20 protein-coding genes are annotated in these 18740 nt (G+C 75.9%); 16 read left to right on the top strand and 4 right to left on the bottom strand.

Features of this window, described 5'->3' with window-relative positions; all coding sequences use genetic code 11:
• Positions 1-60 precede the first annotated feature (60 nt).
• From BLS21_RS02605 to tsaD, 10 genes are all read left to right on the top strand, one after another.
• Positions 61-453, top strand: coding sequence for a holo-ACP synthase (locus BLS21_RS02605; protein ID WP_091213362.1), 393 nt, complete (start codon positions 61-63; stop codon positions 451-453).
• Between the two features lie 100 nt (positions 454-553).
• Positions 554-2011: an NAD(P)H-hydrate dehydratase gene (locus tag BLS21_RS02600; protein ID WP_091213361.1), complete on the top strand. Its 1458-nt coding sequence runs from the start codon at positions 554-556 to the stop codon at positions 2009-2011.
• Positions 2008-3144: an alanine racemase gene (gene alr / locus BLS21_RS02595; RefSeq protein WP_091213359.1), complete on the top strand. Its 1137-nt coding sequence runs from the start codon at positions 2008-2010 to the stop codon at positions 3142-3144. The genes BLS21_RS02600 and alr overlap by 4 nt, the downstream gene beginning before the upstream one ends.
• On the top strand, positions 3144-4349 hold the full coding sequence (locus BLS21_RS02590; protein WP_091213357.1) for an alpha/beta fold hydrolase: 1206 nt from the start codon (positions 3144-3146) through the stop codon (positions 4347-4349). Before alr ends, BLS21_RS02590 begins: the two co-directional genes overlap by 1 nt.
• Positions 4346-4969, top strand: coding sequence for a uracil-DNA glycosylase (locus BLS21_RS02585; RefSeq protein WP_091213355.1), 624 nt, complete (start codon positions 4346-4348; stop codon positions 4967-4969). Before BLS21_RS02590 ends, BLS21_RS02585 begins: the two co-directional genes overlap by 4 nt.
• Positions 4966-5421, top strand: coding sequence for a tRNA (adenosine(37)-N6)-threonylcarbamoyltransferase complex ATPase subunit type 1 TsaE (tsaE, locus tag BLS21_RS02580; RefSeq protein WP_091213353.1), 456 nt, complete (start codon positions 4966-4968; stop codon positions 5419-5421). The genes BLS21_RS02585 and tsaE overlap by 4 nt, the downstream gene beginning before the upstream one ends.
• Positions 5418-5837, top strand: a complete 420-nt coding sequence (locus BLS21_RS02575) for an NUDIX domain-containing protein (protein WP_217635942.1) — start codon at positions 5418-5420, stop codon at positions 5835-5837. The genes tsaE and BLS21_RS02575 overlap by 4 nt, the downstream gene beginning before the upstream one ends.
• A gap of 114 nt (positions 5838-5951) precedes the next feature.
• Positions 5952-6713, top strand: a complete 762-nt coding sequence (tsaB, locus tag BLS21_RS02565; protein ID WP_245699966.1) for a tRNA (adenosine(37)-N6)-threonylcarbamoyltransferase complex dimerization subunit type 1 TsaB — start codon at positions 5952-5954, stop codon at positions 6711-6713.
• Entirely contained in the window at positions 6710-7162 is a 453-nt protein-coding gene (rimI, locus tag BLS21_RS02560; protein WP_091213352.1) for a ribosomal protein S18-alanine N-acetyltransferase, read from the top strand. The genes tsaB and rimI overlap by 4 nt, the downstream gene beginning before the upstream one ends.
• Positions 7155-8192, top strand: a complete 1038-nt coding sequence (tsaD, locus tag BLS21_RS02555; RefSeq protein ID WP_091213349.1) for a tRNA (adenosine(37)-N6)-threonylcarbamoyltransferase complex transferase subunit TsaD — start codon at positions 7155-7157, stop codon at positions 8190-8192. The genes rimI and tsaD overlap by 8 nt, the downstream gene beginning before the upstream one ends.
• 25 nt (positions 8193-8217) lie before the next feature.
• Here tsaD and BLS21_RS02550 read toward each other — a convergent pair whose 3' ends face one another.
• Positions 8218-8631 carry a DUF1761 domain-containing protein gene (locus BLS21_RS02550; RefSeq protein WP_175479371.1) on the bottom strand — a complete coding sequence of 138 codons (414 nt, stop codon included), beginning with the start codon at positions 8629-8631 and terminating at the stop codon, positions 8218-8220.
• A 56-nt stretch (positions 8632-8687) separates the two neighbouring features.
• Positions 8688-9905: a class I SAM-dependent methyltransferase gene (locus BLS21_RS02545; RefSeq protein WP_175479370.1), complete on the bottom strand. Its 1218-nt coding sequence runs from the start codon at positions 9903-9905 to the stop codon at positions 8688-8690.
• 190 nt (positions 9906-10095) lie between these two features.
• Between BLS21_RS02545 and groES the strand changes: the two genes are divergently transcribed.
• Positions 10096-10404: a co-chaperone GroES gene (gene groES, locus BLS21_RS02540; RefSeq protein ID WP_012950428.1), complete on the top strand. Its 309-nt coding sequence runs from the start codon at positions 10096-10098 to the stop codon at positions 10402-10404.
• A 191-nt stretch (positions 10405-10595) separates the two neighbouring features.
• Positions 10596-12236, top strand: coding sequence for a chaperonin GroEL (gene groL, locus BLS21_RS02535; RefSeq protein ID WP_091213345.1), 1641 nt, complete (start codon positions 10596-10598; stop codon positions 12234-12236).
• A 168-nt stretch (positions 12237-12404) separates the two neighbouring features.
• On the opposite strand, the gene BLS21_RS02530 is transcribed toward groL, so the two are convergent.
• Entirely contained in the window at positions 12405-12704 is a 300-nt protein-coding gene (locus BLS21_RS02530) for a WhiB family transcriptional regulator (protein WP_091213342.1), read from the bottom strand.
• A gap of 342 nt (positions 12705-13046) precedes the next feature.
• Here BLS21_RS02530 and BLS21_RS02525 point away from each other — a divergent pair, with 342 nt between their 5' ends.
• The gene (locus BLS21_RS02525; RefSeq protein ID WP_091213339.1) at positions 13047-13808 is read left to right on the top strand and encodes a response regulator transcription factor; all 762 of its coding nucleotides are present in this window, start codon (positions 13047-13049) and stop codon (positions 13806-13808) included.
• Positions 13809-13885: 77 nt separating this feature from the next.
• Here the strand turns inward: BLS21_RS02525 and BLS21_RS02520 are convergent, their stop codons facing one another.
• Entirely contained in the window at positions 13886-14287 is a 402-nt protein-coding gene (locus BLS21_RS02520; protein WP_091213337.1) for a DUF5319 family protein, read from the bottom strand.
• A gap of 122 nt (positions 14288-14409) precedes the next feature.
• On the opposite strand from BLS21_RS02520, the gene guaB reads away from it, so the two are divergent.
• The 3 genes from guaB to guaA are packed head-to-tail and all read left to right on the top strand — an operon-like array spanning position 14410 to position 18661.
• On the top strand, positions 14410-15915 hold the full coding sequence (gene guaB / locus BLS21_RS02515) for an IMP dehydrogenase (RefSeq protein WP_091213334.1): 1506 nt from the start codon (positions 14410-14412) through the stop codon (positions 15913-15915).
• A gap of 2 nt (positions 15916-15917) precedes the next feature.
• Positions 15918-17099 carry a GuaB3 family IMP dehydrogenase-related protein gene (locus tag BLS21_RS02510; protein WP_091213331.1) on the top strand — a complete coding sequence of 394 codons (1182 nt, stop codon included), beginning with the start codon at positions 15918-15920 and terminating at the stop codon, positions 17097-17099.
• Positions 17099-18661, top strand: coding sequence for a glutamine-hydrolyzing GMP synthase (gene guaA, locus BLS21_RS02505; RefSeq protein ID WP_091213328.1), 1563 nt, complete (start codon positions 17099-17101; stop codon positions 18659-18661). The genes BLS21_RS02510 and guaA overlap by 1 nt, the downstream gene beginning before the upstream one ends.
• The last annotated feature ends 79 nt before the right edge of the window (positions 18662-18740 follow it).

Here is an 18740-nt window from a genome sequence, read left to right as displayed (position 1 = left end):
CGCCTGCCCAGGGCCTCCCGCCGGACGGCGCGGCAGACGGCGGCACGGCAGACTGACCCGGTGATCATCGGGGTCGGGGTCGACGTGGTGCCGGTCGACCGCTTCGCCGAGTCCCTGACCCGCACCCCGGGCCTGCGGGACCGGCTGTTCACCGCCGCGGAGCAGCAGACCCCGCGAGGCGCGCCGCGCAGCGGTGAGTCGCTGGCCGCCCGGTTCGCCGCCAAGGAGGCCGTCGCCAAGGCCCTCGGCGCGCCCGGCGACCTGCACTGGCACGACGTCGAGGTGTGCGTCGGCGACCACGGCCGGCCGTACCTGACGGTCCGCGGGACGGTGGCCGGCCGCGCGGCGCAGCTCGGCGTCACCTCCTGGCACGTCTCGCTCAGCCACGACGGCGGCATCGCATCGGCGGTGGTGGTCGCCGAGGGCGTGCTGCGGGGGGAGGAGGACACGTGACCGAGCTGGCGAGGTCACGCGAGGACACGGCATCGCTGCCGCTCACGCGGCCGACGGGCCGGGGGCGCCTCCCGCTTGCGGGGGACGGCGGGGAGGGCGCGTGATCGGGCTCTACACGGCCGCCGAGGTGCGCGCGGCCGAGGAACTCCTCCTGGCCGCCACCCCGGAGGGCACGTTGATGCAGCGGGCCGCGACCGGCCTGGCCACCGTCTGCCTGGGGCTGCTCGGCCGCGTGCACGGCACCCGCGTCACCGTCCTCGCCGGCGCCGGCAACAACGGCGGGGACGCCCTCTTCGCCGGCGCCCACCTGGCCCGCCGCGGCGCCCGGGTGACCGCCGTCCTGCTCGACCCGGAGCGGGCGCACGCCGCCGGCCTGGCCGCACTGCGGACCGCGGGCGGGTGGGTCACCGGCCCCGACGGGCCGACGGGCCTCGAGCGCGCCGACCTCGTCCTCGACGGGATCGTCGGCATCGGCGGTCGCGGGGGCCTGCGTCCGCCGGCAGCCGCGGTGGTCGAGCGGGCTGCCACGGGGCCGGGGCTGATGGTCGCCGTCGACGTCCCCAGCGGGGTGGACGCCGACACCGGCGCGGTGCCCGGGGCGGCGTTCCCGGCGCAGCACACGGTCACGTTCGGCGCGCTCAAGACCGGGCTGGTCGTGGGGGAGGGCCGCGGGTACGCCGGCCGGGTGCACCTGGTCGACATCGGGCTGGCCCTGCCGCCGGCCGGGGTGCACCAGCTGACCGACGCCGACGTCGCGGCCCGCGTCCGCCCGCCGCACCCCGGCGACGACAAGTACACGCAGGGCGTGGTCGGGGTCGTCGCCGGCTCCTCGACCTACCCGGGCGCCGCCGTGCTGTGCACGGGCGCGGCGCTGCGCGCCCGCCCGGGGCTGGTCCGCTACGCCGGGACGGCGGCCGCCGGCGTGCGGGCCGCCTGGCCGGAGACGATCGTCACGGACGGCCGGCCCTCCGACGCGGGACGGGTGCAGGCGTGGGTGGTCGGCCCCGGCATGGGCACCGACGACGACGCCCGCAGCGTGCTGGCCGAGGTGCTGGCCACGGACCTGCCGGTGCTCGTGGACGCGGACGCGCTGACGATGGCCGCGCAGCAGCCGGACCTGGTGCGACGGCGGGAGGCGCCGACCGTGCTGACCCCGCACGACCGCGAGTACGCACGGTTCGGGGCCGAGGTGGGCGAGGACCGGGTCGGCGCGGCCCGCCGGCTGGCCGCCGACCTGGGCGCCGTCGTCCTGCTCAAGGGCGACGCGACCGTCGTGGCCGCGCCGGACGGCGCCGCGTACGTCAACGGCACCGGCACGCCGTGGCTGGCCACGGCCGGCACCGGCGACGTCCTCTCCGGGCTCACCGGCGCGCTGCTGGCCACCGGCCTGCCGGCCGTCGAGGCCGCGGCGGCCGGCGCGCACGTGCACGGGCGGGCGGGGCAGCTGGCGGCGGAGGAGGGGCCGCTGATCGCGAGCGACCTGGTCCGCTGCCTGCCGGCCACGCTGGCCCGCCTGCGGCGGGCGCCCGCGGACCGGCTGGGAGACTCGGGCGTGTGAACGGTGGAGCCCGGGCCGAGGTGGTCGTCGACCTCGACGCCATCGCCGCGAACACCGCGGCGCTGCGCGAGCGCGTCGGCCGCCCGCTGATGGCGGTGGTGAAGGCCGACGGCTACGGCCACGGCCTGGTCCCGGCCGCGCGCGCGGCGCTGGCCGGGGGAGCCGACGCGCTGGGCGTCGCGGTGCTGGAGGAGGCGCTGGCGCTGCGCGCGGCCGGCGTTCCCGCTCCGCTGCTGGCCTGGCTGCACACCCCCGGCACCGACTACGCCGCGGCGCTCACCGCCGACGTCGAGGTGTCGGTCAACGCCGAGTGGGCCCTGGCCGAGGTGGTCGCTGCCGCCCGCGCCACGGGGCGCACCGCGGCGGTGCACCTGTTCGCCGACACCGGGCTCTCCCGCGAGGGCGCCACCGAGGCCGAGTGGCCCGGCCTGGTCGCCGCAGCGGCGCGGGCGCAGGCCGACGGCGACGTGGCCGTGGTGGGCCTGTGGAGCCACATGGCCTACGCCGACGCGCCGACCCACCCGACGATCGGCGCGCAGGTGCGGGCGTTCGAGGAGGCGGTGGCGCTCGCCCGGGCTGCGGGGCTGAGGGAGGCCCGGCTGCACCTGGCCAACTCCGCGGCGACGGTCGCGCTGCCCGACACCTGGTACGACATGGTGCGCCCGGGGATCGCCGTCTACGGGCTGGACCCGCTCGGCGGGGACCCGGCCGCGCACGGACTGCGGCCGGCGATGACGGTGCGGGCCCGCGCCGCGCTGACCAAGCGCGTGCCCGCCGGCGTCGGCGTCTCCTACGGCCACACCTACTTCCCCGAGAGGGAGACGACGCTGCTGCTGGTGCCGGTCGGCTACGCCGACGGCGTGCCGCGCGCGGCGGGCAACCGGGCGCCGGTCCTGGCCGCCGGGGTGCACCGGACGATCGCCGGGCGCGTCTGCATGGACCAGTTCGTGCTGGACGTCGGCGACGCCGAGGTGCACGCGGGTGACGAGGTCGTGCTGTGGGGGCCGGGGGACGGCGGTGAGCCGACGGCGCAGGACTGGGCCGACGCGGTCGACACCATCCACTACGAGCTCGTCACCCGGATCGGCGGCCGCTTCACCCGCCGCTACGTCGGCTCGGCGGGGGCGGTCTGATGGCGGCGAAGCGGCACCCGAGGCCGCGCCGGCAGGCTCCACCGCGGTCGCACTCCCGCGCCGGGGTCCTCGGTGCCGTCCTCGGCCTGGCGGCGGCCGGCACCGCCGTCGGCGTCGCGGTCAGCCGGGCCGCCGCCCGGCGGGTGGGCGCCGAGCGGCTGGGCTCGGCGGCCGGCCTGTCGCCGGGGGCGACGGACGCCGAGCTGCGCGAGGACGACCCGCTCGGCCCGGCGTCCCGGCGCGCCGACCGCACGGCGCTGGTCACCGCCGACGACGGCGTGCTGCTGGCGGTGGACGAGGTCGGGCCGACCGACGCCCCGCTGACCGTGGTCTTCTGCCACGGCTACTCGCTGTCGATGGCCTCGTGGACCTTCCAGCGGCGGGCGCTGGGAGCGGCGCTGGCCACCGCCAACGGCTCCCGCCCGACGGCGCGGCTGGTCTTCTACGACCAGCGCGGGCACGGCGCCTCCGGCCGCGGGCCGGCCGAGCACTCGACGATGGAACAGCTGGGCCGCGACCTGGACGCGGTGCTGCGCGCGCGGGTGCCCCACGGGCCGGTGGTGCTCGTCGGGCACTCCATGGGCGGGATGACCGTGATGGCGCTGGCCGAGGTGCGCCCGGAGCTGTTCGGGACGCGGGTGGTCGGGGCGGCGCTGATGAGCACCTCCAGCGGCAACCTCACCGACCTCGACTTCGGCATGCCGGAGCTGCTCACCCGGCTGCGGGCGGCGGTGCTGCCGATCGCGGCGTTCACCATGCGCCGCCGTCCCGGCTTCGCCGAGCGCACCCGCCGGCTGGCCGCCGACCTCATCTCGCACGTCACCTGGTCGCTGTCGTTCGCGTCCAAGGACGTCGACCCGGCGCTCGGCCGCTACGTCGACTCGATGATCGCGGGCACCCCGGTCGAGGTGATCGCGGAGTTCTACCCGGCGCTGGCCGGCCTGGACGAGACGGCGGCACTGGAGCCGCTGCGCGCGGTGCCCGTGCTGGTGCTGACCGGCGACAGGGACACGCTGATCCCGCCGGAGCACAGCGACACGATCGTGGAGCTGCTCGGCGGGCCCGGTGCGCCGGACCTCGAGTACGTCGTCGTCCACGAGGCGGGCCACATGGTGCCGCTGGAGAAGCCCGACGAGGTGACCGCAGCGCTGTCGGCGCTGCTGCGCCGGGTCGCCGCCGACCTCCCGACGGGAGCGGGACGGTGACCCGGCCGCCCCGCTTCGACGCCGCCGCCGAGGAGGTCGCCCGTGTCGCCGCGGCCGCGCCCGACTGGGAAGCGCTGGCCGCCGCGGCCCGGCCCTGCGTGGCCTGCCCCGAGCTGGCCGCCACCCGGCAGCACGTGGTCGTGGGCGACGCCCCGGCCGGCGGGCACCCGCGCCTCGCGCTGGTCGGCGAGGCACCCGGGGCGAACGAGGACGAGACCGGTCGGCCGTTCGTGGGGAAGTCCGGCCAGCTGCTCGACCAGCTGCTGGCCGAGGCCGGGCTGGACCGCGCCGAGGCCGCCGTGCTCAACGTCGTGAAGTGCCGCCCGCCGGGCAACCGCACGCCGAGGGCCTCGGAGGTGGCCCGCTGCAGCGGCTGGCTGCGGCGCCAGCTGGAACTGCTGGACCCGCCGGTCGTCGTCGCGCTGGGGCTCTCGTCGGCCAAGTGGTTCCTCGGCCCGCGCACCGTGCTGGCCGATGTCCGCGGCCGGGCGCACGTCGTCGACGGGCGGTCGGTCTGGGCCACCTACCACCCGTCGGCGGCGATCCGGTTCGGCCCGAACGGGGCGCCGCGGGCCGGGCTGCTCGCCGACCTCACCGCGGTCGCGGGGAGCCTGGCGTGAGACGCGAGCACCTGCTGCCGACCCCGGACGACACCCGCGCGCTCGGCGCTGCGCTGGCCGGGCTGGTGCGCGCCGGCGACCTGGTGGTGCTGGTCGGCCCGCTGGGCGCGGGCAAGACGGCGCTGACCCAGGGCATGGGCGAGGCGCTCGGCGTGCGCGAGCCGGTCACCTCCCCGACGTTCGTCATCTCCCGCGTGCACCGCGGCGGCCGCCTGCCGCTGGTGCACGTCGACGCCTACCGCCTCGGCGGGGTCGCCGACGTCGACGACCTCGACCTCGACGCGTCCACCGAGGAGTCGGTGACCGTCGTCGAGTGGGGGCAGGGGCTGGTCGAGCAGCTGACCGACGAGCACCTCGAGGTGCGGCTGGACCGCCGCGACGACGACGTCCGGACGGCGCTGCTCGTGCCGCACGGCCCCGGCTGGGAGCAGCGGCTCGACGGCGCCGCGTGACGCGCGGGCGGCACTACGTCGTCGCCGGGGTCCTCGTCCGGGGGGCCGCGGTGCTGATGGGCCACCGGTCGCCGGACCGGCGCTGGTACCCCGACGTGTGGGACCTCCCGGGCGGCCATGTCGAGCCGGGGGAGGACGAGCCGGCCGCGCTGACCCGGGAGCTGCGCGAGGAGGTCGGCGTCGTCCCCCGGGGTCCGGTGCTGCTGACCCGGCTCGAGGACGGCGAGCTGCGCCTGTCCCTCTGGCTGGTCCGCGCGTGGGACGGCGACCCGCGCAACCTGCAGCCGCACGAGCACGACGAGCTGCGCTGGGTGAGGGCCGCGGACCTGCCGGGGCTGCGCCTGGCCCACCCGGCCTACGTCGACGTGGTCTGCCGGCTGGTCGAGCCCGGGAGCACCGCGCCCTCCGGCGAGTGAGGTCCTCGACCACGGGGCCGTGAGCAGTCCGACGTCCCGGTGGCCGGCCAGGGCGGCCAGCCCCGCGTCGAAGGTGACCATGCCGACGCCGTGCCGGCGGGCCGGCGTCACCAGGTGGGCGTCGGTGACCTGGCGGTGCCCGGGGACCGGGGGCACGTCGCCGTCGACCACCGAGCCGAGCGAGCGACGCTGTTCCGCGGCCAGCTCCCGAGCGGCCCGGGACTAACCTGGGCGGTCGTGCTCGTCCTCGCGCTCGACACCGCCACGCCGACGCTGGTCGCCGGCCTCGCCCGGTGGTCCCCGGACGGCGCCGCCGAGGTGCTCGCCGACCGGGCGACCCCCTCGGGCAACCGGCACGCCGAGCTGCTCACCGTCGCGGTCACCGAGGTGCTGCGCGACGCCGGTCTCGCGCTCGGCGACGTCGAGGCGGTCGTGACCGGGCTGGGCCCCGGACCGTTCACCGGGCTGCGGGTCGGGGTGGTCACCGCCGCGGCGATCGGCGACGCCCGCGGCCTGCCCGTGGTGGGGGTCTGCTCGCTGGACGCGGTCGGCTCCGGCGCCCGCACCGTGGTCACCGACGCCCGCCGCAAGGAGGTCTACTGGGCCGCCTACGCAGCCGACGGCTCGCGCACCGGCGGACCGGGTGTGGCCCGCCCGGAGGAGCTGGCGGTCGCCGGCCCCGTCGTCGGCGACGCCCGGTTCGCCGAGCGGCTGGGCGTCGAGGTCGCCCCGGCCGAGGTGACGACGGCGGGGCTGGTCCGGGCCGCGGCGCCGCAGCTGGCCGACCCGTCGTCCGCCGGCCCGCTCGTCCCGCTGTACCTGCGCCGTCCGGACGCCGTCCCGCCGACGTCGTTCAAGCCGGTGACCACCGCATGAGCGCGCGGCTGCGGCCGATGCGGCTGGCCGACCTGGACGCCGTCCTGGAGCTGGAGGAGCAGCTGTTCGCCCCGGACACCTGGACCCGGGCGATGTACCGCGACGAGCTCTCCCGCACCGACAGCCGCTCCTACCTGGTGGCCGAGGACGGCGATCGGGTCGTGGGCTACGCCGGGCTGATCGCCTACGACGACGAGGCGCACGTGGCCACCATCGGCGTCGCGCAGGACCGGCAGGGCGAGGGGATCGGCGCCGCGCTGCTCGACGCGCTGCTGGCCGAGGCCGACCGGCGCAGCCCCGTGGTGCTGCTGGAGGTGCGGGCCGACAACGAGGTGGCGCAGGGGCTGTACCGGCGGCGCGGGTTCACCGAGATCGGCCGGCGGCCGCGCTACTACCAGCCGAGCGGCACGGACGCCGTCGTGATGAAGCGGGAGGTGCTGCGTGGCTGACGAGCCGCTGGTGCTCGGGTTCGAGACCTCGTGCGACGAGACCGGCGTCGGCCTGGTCCGCGGGCGGACGCTGCTGTCGGACGCCCTGGCCACCTCCGTGGCCGAACACGAGCGCTTCGGCGGGGTCGTGCCGGAGATCGCCTCGCGGGCGCACCTGGAGGCGATGGTGCCGACCGTGCACCGGGCGCTGGCCGAGGCCGGGGTGAGCGCCTCGGACGTCGACGCGGTGGCGGTGACCGCCGGTCCGGGGCTGACCGGGGCACTGCTGGTCGGGTTGGCCGCGGCCAAGGCCTACGCGCTGGCGCTGGACAAGCCGCTGTACGGCGTCAACCACCTGGCCGCGCACGTCGCGGTCGACGAGCTGCAGCACGGCAGGCTGGCCGAGCCGTCGTTGGCGCTGCTGGTCTCCGGCGGGCACAGCTCGCTGCTGCTGGTGCCCGACCTCGCCCGCGAGGTGCAGTCGCTGGGCCGCACCATCGACGACGCGGCGGGGGAGGCCTTCGACAAGGTGGCCCGCGTGCTCGGCCTGCCGTTCCCGGGCGGCCCGCCGATCGACCGGGCCGCGCGCGAGGGGGACCCGGCGGCGATCGGCTTCCCGCGCGGGCTCACCGGACCCCGCGACGCCCCCTACGACTTCTCGTTCTCCGGCCTGAAGACCGCCGTCGCCCGGTGGGTCGAGGCGCGGCAGCGGGCGGGTGAGCCGGTGCCGGTGGCCGACGTCGCGGCGTCGTTCCAGGAGGCGGTCGCCGACGTGCTGACCGCCAAGGCGGTGCGGGCGTGCCGCGACCACGGCGTCGACCACCTGGTGCTCGGCGGCGGGGTGGCGGCGAACTCGCGGCTGCGCGCGCTGGCCGAGGAGCGCTGCGCCGCGGCCGGGATCGTGCTGCGGGTGCCCAGCCCGCGGCTGTGCACCGACAACGGCGCGATGGTCGCGGCCCTGGGCTCGCGGCTGGTCGGGGCGGGGGTGGCGCCGTCCGCCCCGGACGTCGGCGCCGACAGCTCGCTGCCGATCGACGTCGTGACCCGGTGAGCGGCGCCTCCGCGCGCGTGGTGGGTCATCGCCGCCCCGGCCCGCGGCCGACCGTGACGGAGACCAGCAGGAGCTTGACCAGCCAGTCGCCGGCGTGGATGGCGGCCAGCTGCCAGGGCACCTTCTCGTGCACCACCGAGCCGGTGAGCAGGACGACGGGGAACGCTCCCCAGAGGCCCAGCCCCAGGCGTGCCGCGCCGCCCCGGTCCCGCGCTCCGGTGGACCCGGCGAGGAGGGCCACGGCGGTGGCCACCGCCCCGCTGCGGGCGAGCTCCACCGGCAGCACCCAGGCCGCGGGTGGTCCGCCGTCGGCGTAGGCCTCGTCCAGCTCCGCGAGCCGGTCGCCCCAGGCCGAGTACCAGGCGACGCTGGCCAGCACGGATCCGCCGGCCGCGAGGCCGATCCTCCGCAGGTCGACGTGCGTGTCCGGTCCGGCCATGCGTCCTCCTCGGATCCCGGGTCCCCGGAGGTGTGGACCCGGGCGGCCGTGCGGACTCATCGGTCGGAGAGGTCGCACACCAGGGCGGTGGGGGCGCCGGCGACGCGGGTGACGACGACGGTCGCCGTCCCCGCGCCCGCGCCGCGCAGCTGGCGGGCGACGGTCTCCGGTTCGATCGCCGAGCCGCGCTTCTTGACCACCACCCGGCCGACGCCGCGCGTCCGCAGCAGGGCCTTCAGCTTCCTGAGGTTGAACGGCAGCACCTCGTCGACCCGGTACGAGGACACCCACGGGGAGCCGGTCGGCCCGTCGGAGGTCAGGTAGGCGATCGTCGGGTCGACCAGCGTCGCGCCGAGGTCGGTGGCGACCAGCGACACCAGGCCCGAGCGGATCACCGCCGGGTCCGGCTCGTGCAGCCAGCCCCGCACCGGTCCGGACGGCGCGGGCCCGGGGTCGGCGTCGGCGGTCAGTTCCAGGACGGCGTCGCCGCGGACCAGCGACGCGCGCCGCCAGACCGTCGACACCGTGCGGCCCCACAGCAGCGCCTCGACGATCGACCCGCCGGCCGACACCCACTCCGCCTCGACGCCGTGGGGCACCCGCTCGTGGTCCAGGCCCGGCGCCACCTTGACCACCGCGCGCGGCACCCGGTCCAGCAGCGCCGCCACCGTCGCCCAGGGCGGCGACCACCGGTCCGGGTCCAGCTGCCGTCGTCCGCCGGCCCGCCGCGCCGGGTCCAGGACGGCGGTGCCGCAGCCGGCCACCTCGCCGCCGCGGGCCGCGTCGACGAGCTCGACGGCGTCGCCGGCGACCACCCACACCCGGTCGGCCACCCCGAGGGCCTCGGCGTTGGCGGCGGTCAGCTCGCGGGCCAGCGGGTCGAGGTCGACGGCGAGCACGCTGGCCCCCGCCCGCGCGAGCGCCACCGTGTCGGTACCGGAGGCGCAGCCGAGGTCGGCGGCCGAGTCGGCGTCGTCGGCGCGCAGGCGCCGCGCCCGTCGGGCGGCGAGCGCGGGCCGGCCGGCCTGCTCGAGGGTGTCGGCGGTGAGGAAGAGGACGTCGGCGTCGGCGCCGAACACCGGCCGCGCCCGCGCGCGCAGCCGCGCCAGCTCCCAGGCCGGGCCGGCGTGTCCCGCACCGACCTGCGCCCGCAGCCGGGCCAGGGCGGGCAGCACGTCGAGGCCCTGCTCCACCAGCTCGGCGGCGAGCGCGGTGGCCGCCGCCCCCTCGGGCGTGCGCAGCCAGCGGAGCTGCTCGAGCGCGTCGTCGGGCACGCAGCACAGCGTGGCGCACGGGTGCCTCGCCCCCGCGGGGGCCCGGTTGAGCGGCTGGCACTCTCCTGGGTAGAGTGCCAATCGACACGGGCACGGGCGCCTGACCCCCGCGACGGCAGGCACCGGCACCGTGCCACAGCATCAGAGCAGAACCCACCAGCCGTCCGATCCCGAAGGGGGCGTCGCTGACGTGACGACCGCTACCAAGGTCAACATCAAGCCGCTGGAGGACCGCGTCGTGGTCCAGGCCAACGAGGCCGAGACCACCACCGCCTCCGGTCTGGTCATCCCGGACACCGCCAAGGAGAAGCCGCAGGAGGGCACGGTCGTGGCCGTGGGCCCCGGCCGCGTCGACGACAACGGCAACCGCGTCCCGCTCGACGTCAACGTCGGCGACGTGGTCATCTACTCGAAGTACGGCGGCACCGAGGTGAAGTACGCCGGCGAGGAGTACCTGGTGCTCTCCGCCCGCGACCTGCTCGCCGTCGTGGAGAAGTAGAAGGACCCCGTCCTCCTCATCCCTCGCGAGCTCGGGACGAGCCTCGGGACGGGGCCAGCGTCTGGTTCCGTCCCGAGGGCGACCCGCCTGTGCATCGACCGCCCCGGCGACCCGAACTGACCGGGTCCCGGGGCGGTCGTCGTCCGAGCTCACCCCCGCTCGTCCCACCCGCACCCTGATCGGAAGGGCCCATGGCCAAGATCATCAAGTTCAACGAGGACGCCCGCCGCGCGCTCGAGCGCGGGGTGGACAAGCTCGCCGACGCGGTCAAGGTGACCCTCGGCCCGCGCGGGCGCAACGTCGTCCTCGACAAGAAGTTCGGCGCCCCGACCATCACCAACGACGGCGTGACCATCGCCCGTGAGGTCGAGCTCGAGGACCCGTACGAGAACCTCGGCGCCCAGCTGGCCAAGAACGTCGCGACCAAGACCAACGACGTCGCCGGCGACGGCACCACCACCGCCACCGTGCTGGCCCAGGCCCTGGTGCACGAGGGCATGCGCAACGTCGCCGCCGGCGCCAGCCCCACGGCCCTCGGCGCCGGCATGCGGGCCGCCGCGGACGCCGTCTCCACGGCCCTCGACGAGGTCGCCATCCCGGTCTCCGACCAGGCGGCCATCGCCGGCGTCGCGACCGTCTCCGCCCAGGACGCCGAGGTCGGCGAGCTGATCGGCCAGGCCATGGAGAAGGTCGGCAAGGACGGCGTCATCACGGTCGAGGAGAGCACCACCCTCTCCACCGAGCTCGACGTGACCGAGGGCGTGCAGTTCGACAAGGGCTACCTCTCGCCCTACTTCGTCACCGACCAGGAGGCGATGGAGGCCGTCCTCGAGGACGCCCTCGTGCTGCTCGTCCAGGGCAAGATCAGCGCGCTGGCCGACCTGCTCCCGCTGCTGGAGAAGGTGCTCTCCACCGGCGGCCGTCCGCTGCTGATCGTCGCCGAGGACGTCGAGGGCGAGGCGCTGTCCACCCTCGTCGTCAACTCGATCCGCAAGACCATCAAGGTCGTCGCGGTGAAGTCGCCGTACTTCGGCGACCGCCGCAAGGCGTTCATGACCGACCTCGCCGTCGTCACCGGCGGCCAGGTGGTCAGCGAGGACGTCGGCCTCAAGCTCGACCAGGTCGGCCTCGAGGTTCTCGGCACCGCGCGCCGGGTCACCGTCACCAAGGACGAGACGACGATCGTCGACGGCGGTGGCACCGGTGAGGCCATCGGCGACCGGGTCGCGCAGATCCGCCGCGAGATCGAGGCGACCGACTCCGACTGGGACCGCGAGAAGCTGCAGGAGCGGCTGGCCAAGCTCGCCGGCGGCATCGGCGTCATCCGCGTCGGCGCGGCCACCGAGGTCGAGATGAAGGAGAAGAAGCACCGGATCGAGGACGCCATCGCCGCCACCCGCGCCGCGGTGGAGGAGGGCGTCGTCCCCGGTGGTGGCTCGGCGCTGGTCCACGCGGCCGCGGCGGTCGACTCCCTCGACCTCTCCGGTGACGAGCTGACCGGTGCCCGCGTGGTCCGGCGGGCGCTGGACGCCCCGCTGGTCCGGATCGCCGGCAACGCCGGGTTCGAGGGCCAGGTCGTGGTGGCCAAGGTCCGCGAGGCCGGGGTCGGTCAGGGCTTCAACGCCGCGACCGGCGAGTACGGCGACCTGGCCGCCCAGGGCGTCATCGACCCGGTCAAGGTCACCAAGGCCGCGCTGAGCAACGCCGTCTCCATCGCGGCGATGGTGCTGACCACCGACTCCGCCGTCGTCGAGGCGCCGGAGGAGGAGGAGCCGGCCGGGGCCGGGCACCACACCCACGGCCACTCGCACGGCCACGGGCACAGCCACTGAGCTGACCCACTCGACGATCAGCTGAGCTGATCACCGCGGCTCCTGGCTCACCACTGGTCGTGAGCCAGGAGCCGCGACCGTGAGCCAGGACGCCGTCCACCCGCCCCGCACACGCGAGAGGGCCGGTCCAGCAGCTGCTGGACCGGCCCTCTCGCGTGTGCGGGGTCTTCAGACTCCCGCGGCGACGGCGGCGGGCTCCGCGGCGATCAGCCGGGCGCGCTCCTCCTCGCTCATGCCGCCCCAGACCCCGTAGGGCTCGCGGACCGACAGGGCGTGCTTCAGGCAGGACTCGATGACCGGGCAGCGGGCGCAGACCGCCTTGGCGGCCGTCTGACGGCGGGCCCGGGCCGGGCCGCGCTCGCCGTCCGGGTGGAAGAAGAGAGCCGTGCTCTCCCCGCGGCAGGCGCCGTGCAGCTGCCAGTCCCAGACCTCGGCGACGGGGGTGGGCAGGCGGCGGATGTCGGCCATTCGTCCTCCTCGGCTCGGTGCGAGCCGGAGGGGGCGGTCCGGCTGCATGGGGCCCGGTGCCCGAGGCCTCTGCGGGTCAAACCCACGGCGACCCTGCATTTTCTCCGCTCCGCTCTCCCCCCGCTGGGTGAGAGCGGGTGTTGCCGCCTCCCGGAGTCGATCAAGGTGGCTGCAGGCCGTGCCGAACACCGCCACGGGACACCCGTCGGCGGTGCCGGTCCCGGCCGCAGCGACGACGACGGGTCCCCGGACGGGACCGCACGTCCGAGCGACACCCGGCCGGGGGATCCGGGCGGTGGGACCCCGGCCGAGGGACGTGTGGCCGGCGAGCGAGGAGCAAGCGTGATCGACGACAGGATGCGCGGACCCGGCCACGGCACGACGTGCGTGTGGGTCTACGACGAGCGCCGGCGGGTCCGCGACGACATCGCGGGCCGACTGGTGGCGCTGCCGTCCGTGGGACGGGTGGAGGTCGTCGGCGACGCCGCCGCCCTCATGGCCCGGCTGGCCACGCGCCAGCCCGACGTCCTGCTCATCGGGACCCAGCGCGCCACGGACTCCGGCCTCACCGTCGCCACGCAGGCGCTGCGGGCCCACCCGCGGCTGTCGGTGCTGGTCCTCGGCGCCCCCGACGACGGCGAGACCGTCCGGGCGGCGGTCGCGGCCGGCGCTCGCGGCTACCTGCGCTGGGACGCGACCGCGATGGAGATGGGCCTGGGCCTGTCGCGGGTCGGCCTGCGGGTCGACGGCCGCGGCCCGGTGCCGTCCGTCCCGTCGCAGCCGGTGCCGCTGGCTTCCGTCGGTGCGCACGCCGGTCACGGCACGGGGACGCCGGCCTGGAACGGTGCCACCCCGCTGGCCGGCGCCGCGCCCACGACGGTCCGCTCGACCGTCCGCGAGCCCGCGCCGGTCAGCCTCTCGATGCGCGAGATGCAGGTGCTGACCGGCATGAGCCAGGGCAAGAGCAACGCCCAGATCGGCCGCGAGCTCTACCTGTCCGAGGACACCATCAAGACCCACGCCCGGCGGCTGTTCCGCAAGCTGGGCGCCAAGGACCGCGCCGAGGCGGTGGCCACCGGTTTCCGCCGCGGCATGATGAGCTAGCCGGTCCCGACGATCATGGCGCCGTGACCACTCCCCGGGTTCCCGGGGTGGTCCGGCGCCATGATCGCGCCGGGGCCTCAGTCGTCGCGGGCGTGCCTGCCGGCGCGGCCCTCGCCGCCGGGCTCCTCGCGCTCGGCCATCGCGGCGATCCCGTCGGCGTAACCGCTGGCGTAGTCCCAGCTGACGTAGTCGTCGGGATCGGGGTCGAACGGCGGCTCGTGCCGGCCGGTCTGGCCCTCCTCGAGCAACTGGCGGAGGTTGGCCTGCATCAGGGCCCAGTCGACGTGGTGCTCCTCGTCGCAGTCCGGGCAGTCGACGACGATGCCCTTGATGCCGGTCGGCTCCAGCAGCGTCCGGAACACCTCCAGTTCGGCGAGGTCGTCCAGGACGCCGGCCCGCTCCTCCATGGTCAGCGGCGGCGGACCTGGCTGGTCGGCGGACCCGAAGTCGGGCCCGGAAGCGTCGTCCCAAGAACTCACGGGTGCCACGGTAGTGGCCGGACGGACATCACACAGAGCCCCGCGGGGTGCCGCCTACGATCGAGGGCGGCTCCCCGCGCGCCCACGAGGGTGCCGGCCGACCGGAGGGGTGGCGGCAACCGATGCAGCCCGATGAGTTCGTCCCCGAGCTGCCGGCGAAGTTCGCGCCGCTCGGCCTGACCTACGACGACGTCCTGCTCATCCCCGGCGCGTCCGACGTCGTGCCGGCCGAGGTGGACACCAGCAGCCGGCTGACCCGGGGCATCCGGCTGGCGGTGCCGCTGCTCTCCAGCGCGATGGACACCGTCACCGAGGCCCGCATGGCGATCGCGATGGCGCGCGTCGGCGGTGCCGGCGTCCTGCACCGCAACCTCGCCGCCGAGGAGCAGGCCGGCCAGGCGGACCTGGTCAAGCGCTCGGAGGCCGGCATGGTCACCAACCCGGTGACCGCCTCCCCGGACAACACCCTGGCCGAGCTGGACGCGCTCTCGGCCCGCTACCGCATCTCCGGCGCTCCCGTGGTCGACGACGAGGGCGTGCTGGTCGGCATCTGCACCAACCGGGACATGCGGTTCGAGACCGACAAGAACCGCCTCGTCCGCGACGTCATGACGCCGATGCCGCTGATCACCGCGCCGGTCGGCGTGGACGCCGACACCGCGCTGCAGCTGTTGAGCCGGCACAAGGTCGAGAAGCTGCCGCTGGTGGACGACGCCGGGCGGCTGCGCGGCCTGATCACCGTCAAGGACTTCGTCAAGCGGGACCAGTTCCCGAACGCCACCAAGGACGCCGACGGCCGCCTCGTGGTGGCCGCCGCCGTGGGGGTCGGCGAGGACGCCTACAAGCGGGCCGGCCTGCTCGTCGACGCCGGCGTGGACGTGCTCGTCGTCGACACCGCGCACGGTCACCAGCGGGCCGTGCTGGAGATGGTGGCGCGGGTCAAGGCCGACTTCGGCGTGCAGGTCGTCGGCGGCAACGTCGCCACCCGCGCCGGCGCCCAGGCGCTGGTCGACGCCGGGGTGGACGCCGTGAAGGTCGGCGTCGGCCCGGGGTCGATCTGCACCACCCGCGTGGTCGCCGGCGTCGGCGTCCCGCAGGTCACCGCGGTCTACGAGGCGGCGCTGGCGGCCAGGCCGGCCGGCGTCCCGGTGATCGCCGACGGTGGGCTGCAGTACTCCGGCGACATCGCCAAGGCGCTGGTCGCCGGCGCCGACACGGTGATGATCGGCGGGTTGTTCGCCGGCGTCGAGGAGGCACCGGGCGAGCTGGTCTTCGTCAACGGCAAGCAGTACAAGACCTACCGCGGCATGGGGTCGCTGGGCGCGATGCAGAAGCGCGGCAACCAGTCCTTCAGCCGCGACCGCTACTTCGCCGACGACGTCCTCTCCGACGACAAGCTCGTCCCCGAGGGCATCGAGGGCCAGGTGCCCTACCGCGGTCCGCTGGCCGGTGTCGCGCACCAGCTCGTCGGTGGGCTGCGCGCCTCGATGGGCTACGCGGGCGCGCAGACCATCGCCGAGCTGCAGGAGCGCGGTCAGCTGACCCGGATCACCTCGGCCGGCCTGGTGGAGAGCCACCCGCACGACATCCAGATGACCGTCGAAGCTCCGAACTACCGGGGGCGCTGACCGTGACCACGCGTGACACCGTCGAGATCGGCCTCAACCGCTTCGCCCGCCGGGGGTACGACCTCGACGAGGTCTCGATCGTCCCCTCCCGGCGCACCCGGGACATGGACGACGTCTCGACCGCCTGGCAGATCGACGCCTTCCGGTTCGACATCCCGCTGGTCACCAGCCCGTCGGACGCCGTCGTCAGCCCGGCCACCGCGATCGCCGTCGGCCAGGCCGGCGGCCTCGGCGTGCTCAACGCCGAGGGGCTGTGGACCCGCTACGACGACCCGGCGCCGGTCTACCGCCGGCTGCGCGAGGCCGCGGGGGAGGGGGCGCCACCGGTCGCCCTCCTGCAGGACGTCTACTCCCGACCGGTCGAGCCCGACCGGGTCACCGCCCGCATCAAGGAGATGCGCGACGCCGGCGTGACCACCGCCGTCCGCGTCTCGCCGCAGCACACGCTGCAGCTGGCGCCGGCCGCGCTCGCCGCGGGCGTGGACCTGCTGGTCATCCAGGGCACGATCGTCTCGGCCGAGCACGTCACCACCCAGGGCGACGCGCTCAACCTCAAGGAGTTCATCGCCGACCTCGACGTCCCGGTGATCGTGGGCGGCGCGGCGAACTACCAGACCGCGCTGCACCTGATGCGCACCGGCGCGGCGGGCGTGATCGTCGGCGTCGGCGCCGACAGCTTCTCGACCACCGACGCCGTCATGGGCATCCGGGTGCCGCTGGCCAGCGCGATCGCCGATGCCGCGGCCGCCCGCCGCGACTACCTCGACGAGACCGGCGGCCGCTACGTGCACGTCATCGCCAACGGCCGGATCGAGACCAGCGGCGCCATCGCCCGCGCGCTGGCCTGCGGTGCGGACGCCGTCCAGCTCGGCGAGCCGCTGCGCGCCGCGGCCGAGGCCCCGGGCGGGGGCGTCTGGTGGGACTCCGTGGCCGCCCACCCCCGGCTGCCCCGCGGCGGGACGTCGGCCCCGATCGCCCCCGCCGGCTCGCTGCACGACGTCCTCCTGGGCGAGGCGCGCGCCGCCGACGGCCGCACCAACCTCTTCGGGGCGCTGCGCCGGACGATGGCGAAGACCGGGTACCGCGACCTCAAGGAGTTCCAGCGGGTCGACCTCGTGACAGGGGGAGGGACCCCCGGGGAGGGGACCCCCGGGCAGCAGGGCATCGGCGGTCGGGGCGACTGATGGACTTCCCGACCGTCCTCGTCGTCGACTTCGGCGCGCAGTACGCCCAGCTCATCGCGCGGCGGATCCGCGAGGCCGGCGTCTACTCCGAGATCGTCTCCTCCGAGGTCCCGGCCGAGGAGATCGTCGCGCGCAAGCCGGCGGCGATCGTCCTCTCCGGCGGCCCGTCGAGCGTGTACGCCGAGGACGCCCCGCAGGTCGACCCGACGCTGTTCGAGGCCGGCGTCCCGGCGTTCGGCATCTGCTACGGCTTCCAGGCGATGGCCGCCTCGCTCGGCGGCACGGTGGCGCGCACCGGCGACCGCGAGTACGGCGGCACGCCGCTGACGGTCACCACCGAGGGACGGCTGTTCGGCGCCTTGCCGGTCGAGCAGTCGGTGTGGATGAGCCACGGGGACGCCGTCAGCGCCGCCCCGCCCGGGTTCACCGTCACCGCCACCTCGACCGGGGCGCCGGTCGCCGCCTTCGAGGACGTCGACCGCAAGCTCGCCGGCGTGCAGTTCCACCCCGAGGTGCGGCACACCGCGCACGGGCAGACGGTGCTCGAGCACTTCCTGTTCGACATCGCCGGCCTCGAGCCGACCTGGACGATGGCCAACGTCGTCGAGGAGCAGGTCGAGCGGATCCGCGCCCAGGTGGGCGACCGGCGGGCGCTGTGCGCGCTGTCCGGCGGGGTCGACTCCGCGGTCGCGGCCGCGCTGGTGCAGCGCGCCATCGGTGACCGGCTGACCTGCGTCTACGTCGACCACGGGCTCATGCGCGAGGGCGAGACCGAGCAGATCGAGCGGGACTTCGTCGCCGTCACCGGCGCCGACCTGCGGGTGGTCGACGCCCGCGAGCAGTTCCTCGGCGCGCTGGCCGGGGTCAGCGACCCGGAGCAGAAGCGCAAGACCATCGGCCGGGAGTTCATCCGCGTCTTCGAGCAGGCGGCGCTCGACGTCGTCGCCGACGCCCAGGCGCACGGTGAGACCGTCGACTTCCTCGTGCAGGGCACGCTCTACCCGGACGTCGTCGAGTCCGGCGGCGGCACCGGGACGGCGAACATCAAGAGCCACCACAACGTCGGGGGGCTGCCCGAGGACCTCACCTTCACCCTCGTCGAGCCGCTGCGGACCCTGTTCAAGGACGAGGTGCGCGAGGTCGGCCTGCAGCTGGGCCTGCCCGAGTCGCTGGTGTGGCGGCAGCCGTTCCCGGGCCCGGGGCTGGGCATCCGGATCATCGGCGAGGTCACCCAGGAGCGGCTCGACGTCCTGCGCAGGGCCGACGCGATCGCGCGGGCCGAGCTCAGCGCCGCCGGCCTGGACCGCGAGATCTGGCAGTGCCCGGTGGTGCTGCTGGCCGACGTCCGCTCGGTCGGCGTCCAGGGCGACGGGCGCACCTACGGCCACCCGGTCGTGCTGCGCCCGGTGTCCAGCGAGGACGCGATGACCGCGGACTGGACCCGGCTGCCCTACGACGTCCTGGCCCGCATCTCCACCCGGATCACCAACGAGGTGGAAGAGGTCAACCGGGTGGTCCTCGACGTGACCAGCAAGCCGCCGGGCACCATCGAGTGGGAGTGAGGGCCCTCCTGCCCCCCACCCCTCGCTGACGCTCGGGTCGGGCCCCTGCAGGAGGGCCGTTCCAGCACGTCACCGGCTC

Origin of the sequence: Geodermatophilus siccatus (genome assembly GCF_900103785.1) — a bacterium.
Taxonomy (GTDB): domain Bacteria; phylum Actinomycetota; class Actinomycetes; order Mycobacteriales; family Geodermatophilaceae; genus Geodermatophilus; species Geodermatophilus siccatus.
The sequence above is the reverse complement of the archived record's forward strand: the minus strand, read 5'-3'. Positions and strand labels throughout refer to the sequence as shown.

Coding starts and splice junctions, on each gene's coding strand:
- BLS21_RS02530 (WP_091213342.1), bottom strand. CDS start 12,704: ATGGCCGACATCCGCCGCCTGCCCACCCCCGTCGCCGAGGTCTGGGAC.
- BLS21_RS02550 (WP_175479371.1), bottom strand. CDS start 8,631: ATGGCCGGACCGGACACGCACGTCGACCTGCGGAGGATCGGCCTCGCG.
- guaA (WP_091213328.1), top strand. CDS start 17,099: ATGGACTTCCCGACCGTCCTCGTCGTCGACTTCGGCGCGCAGTACGCC.
- groL (WP_091213345.1), top strand. CDS start 10,596: ATGGCCAAGATCATCAAGTTCAACGAGGACGCCCGCCGCGCGCTCGAG.
- guaB (WP_091213334.1), top strand. CDS start 14,410: ATGCAGCCCGATGAGTTCGTCCCCGAGCTGCCGGCGAAGTTCGCGCCG.
- rimI (WP_091213352.1), top strand. CDS start 6,710: ATGAGCGCGCGGCTGCGGCCGATGCGGCTGGCCGACCTGGACGCCGTC.
- BLS21_RS02590 (WP_091213357.1), top strand. CDS start 3,144: ATGGCGGCGAAGCGGCACCCGAGGCCGCGCCGGCAGGCTCCACCGCGG.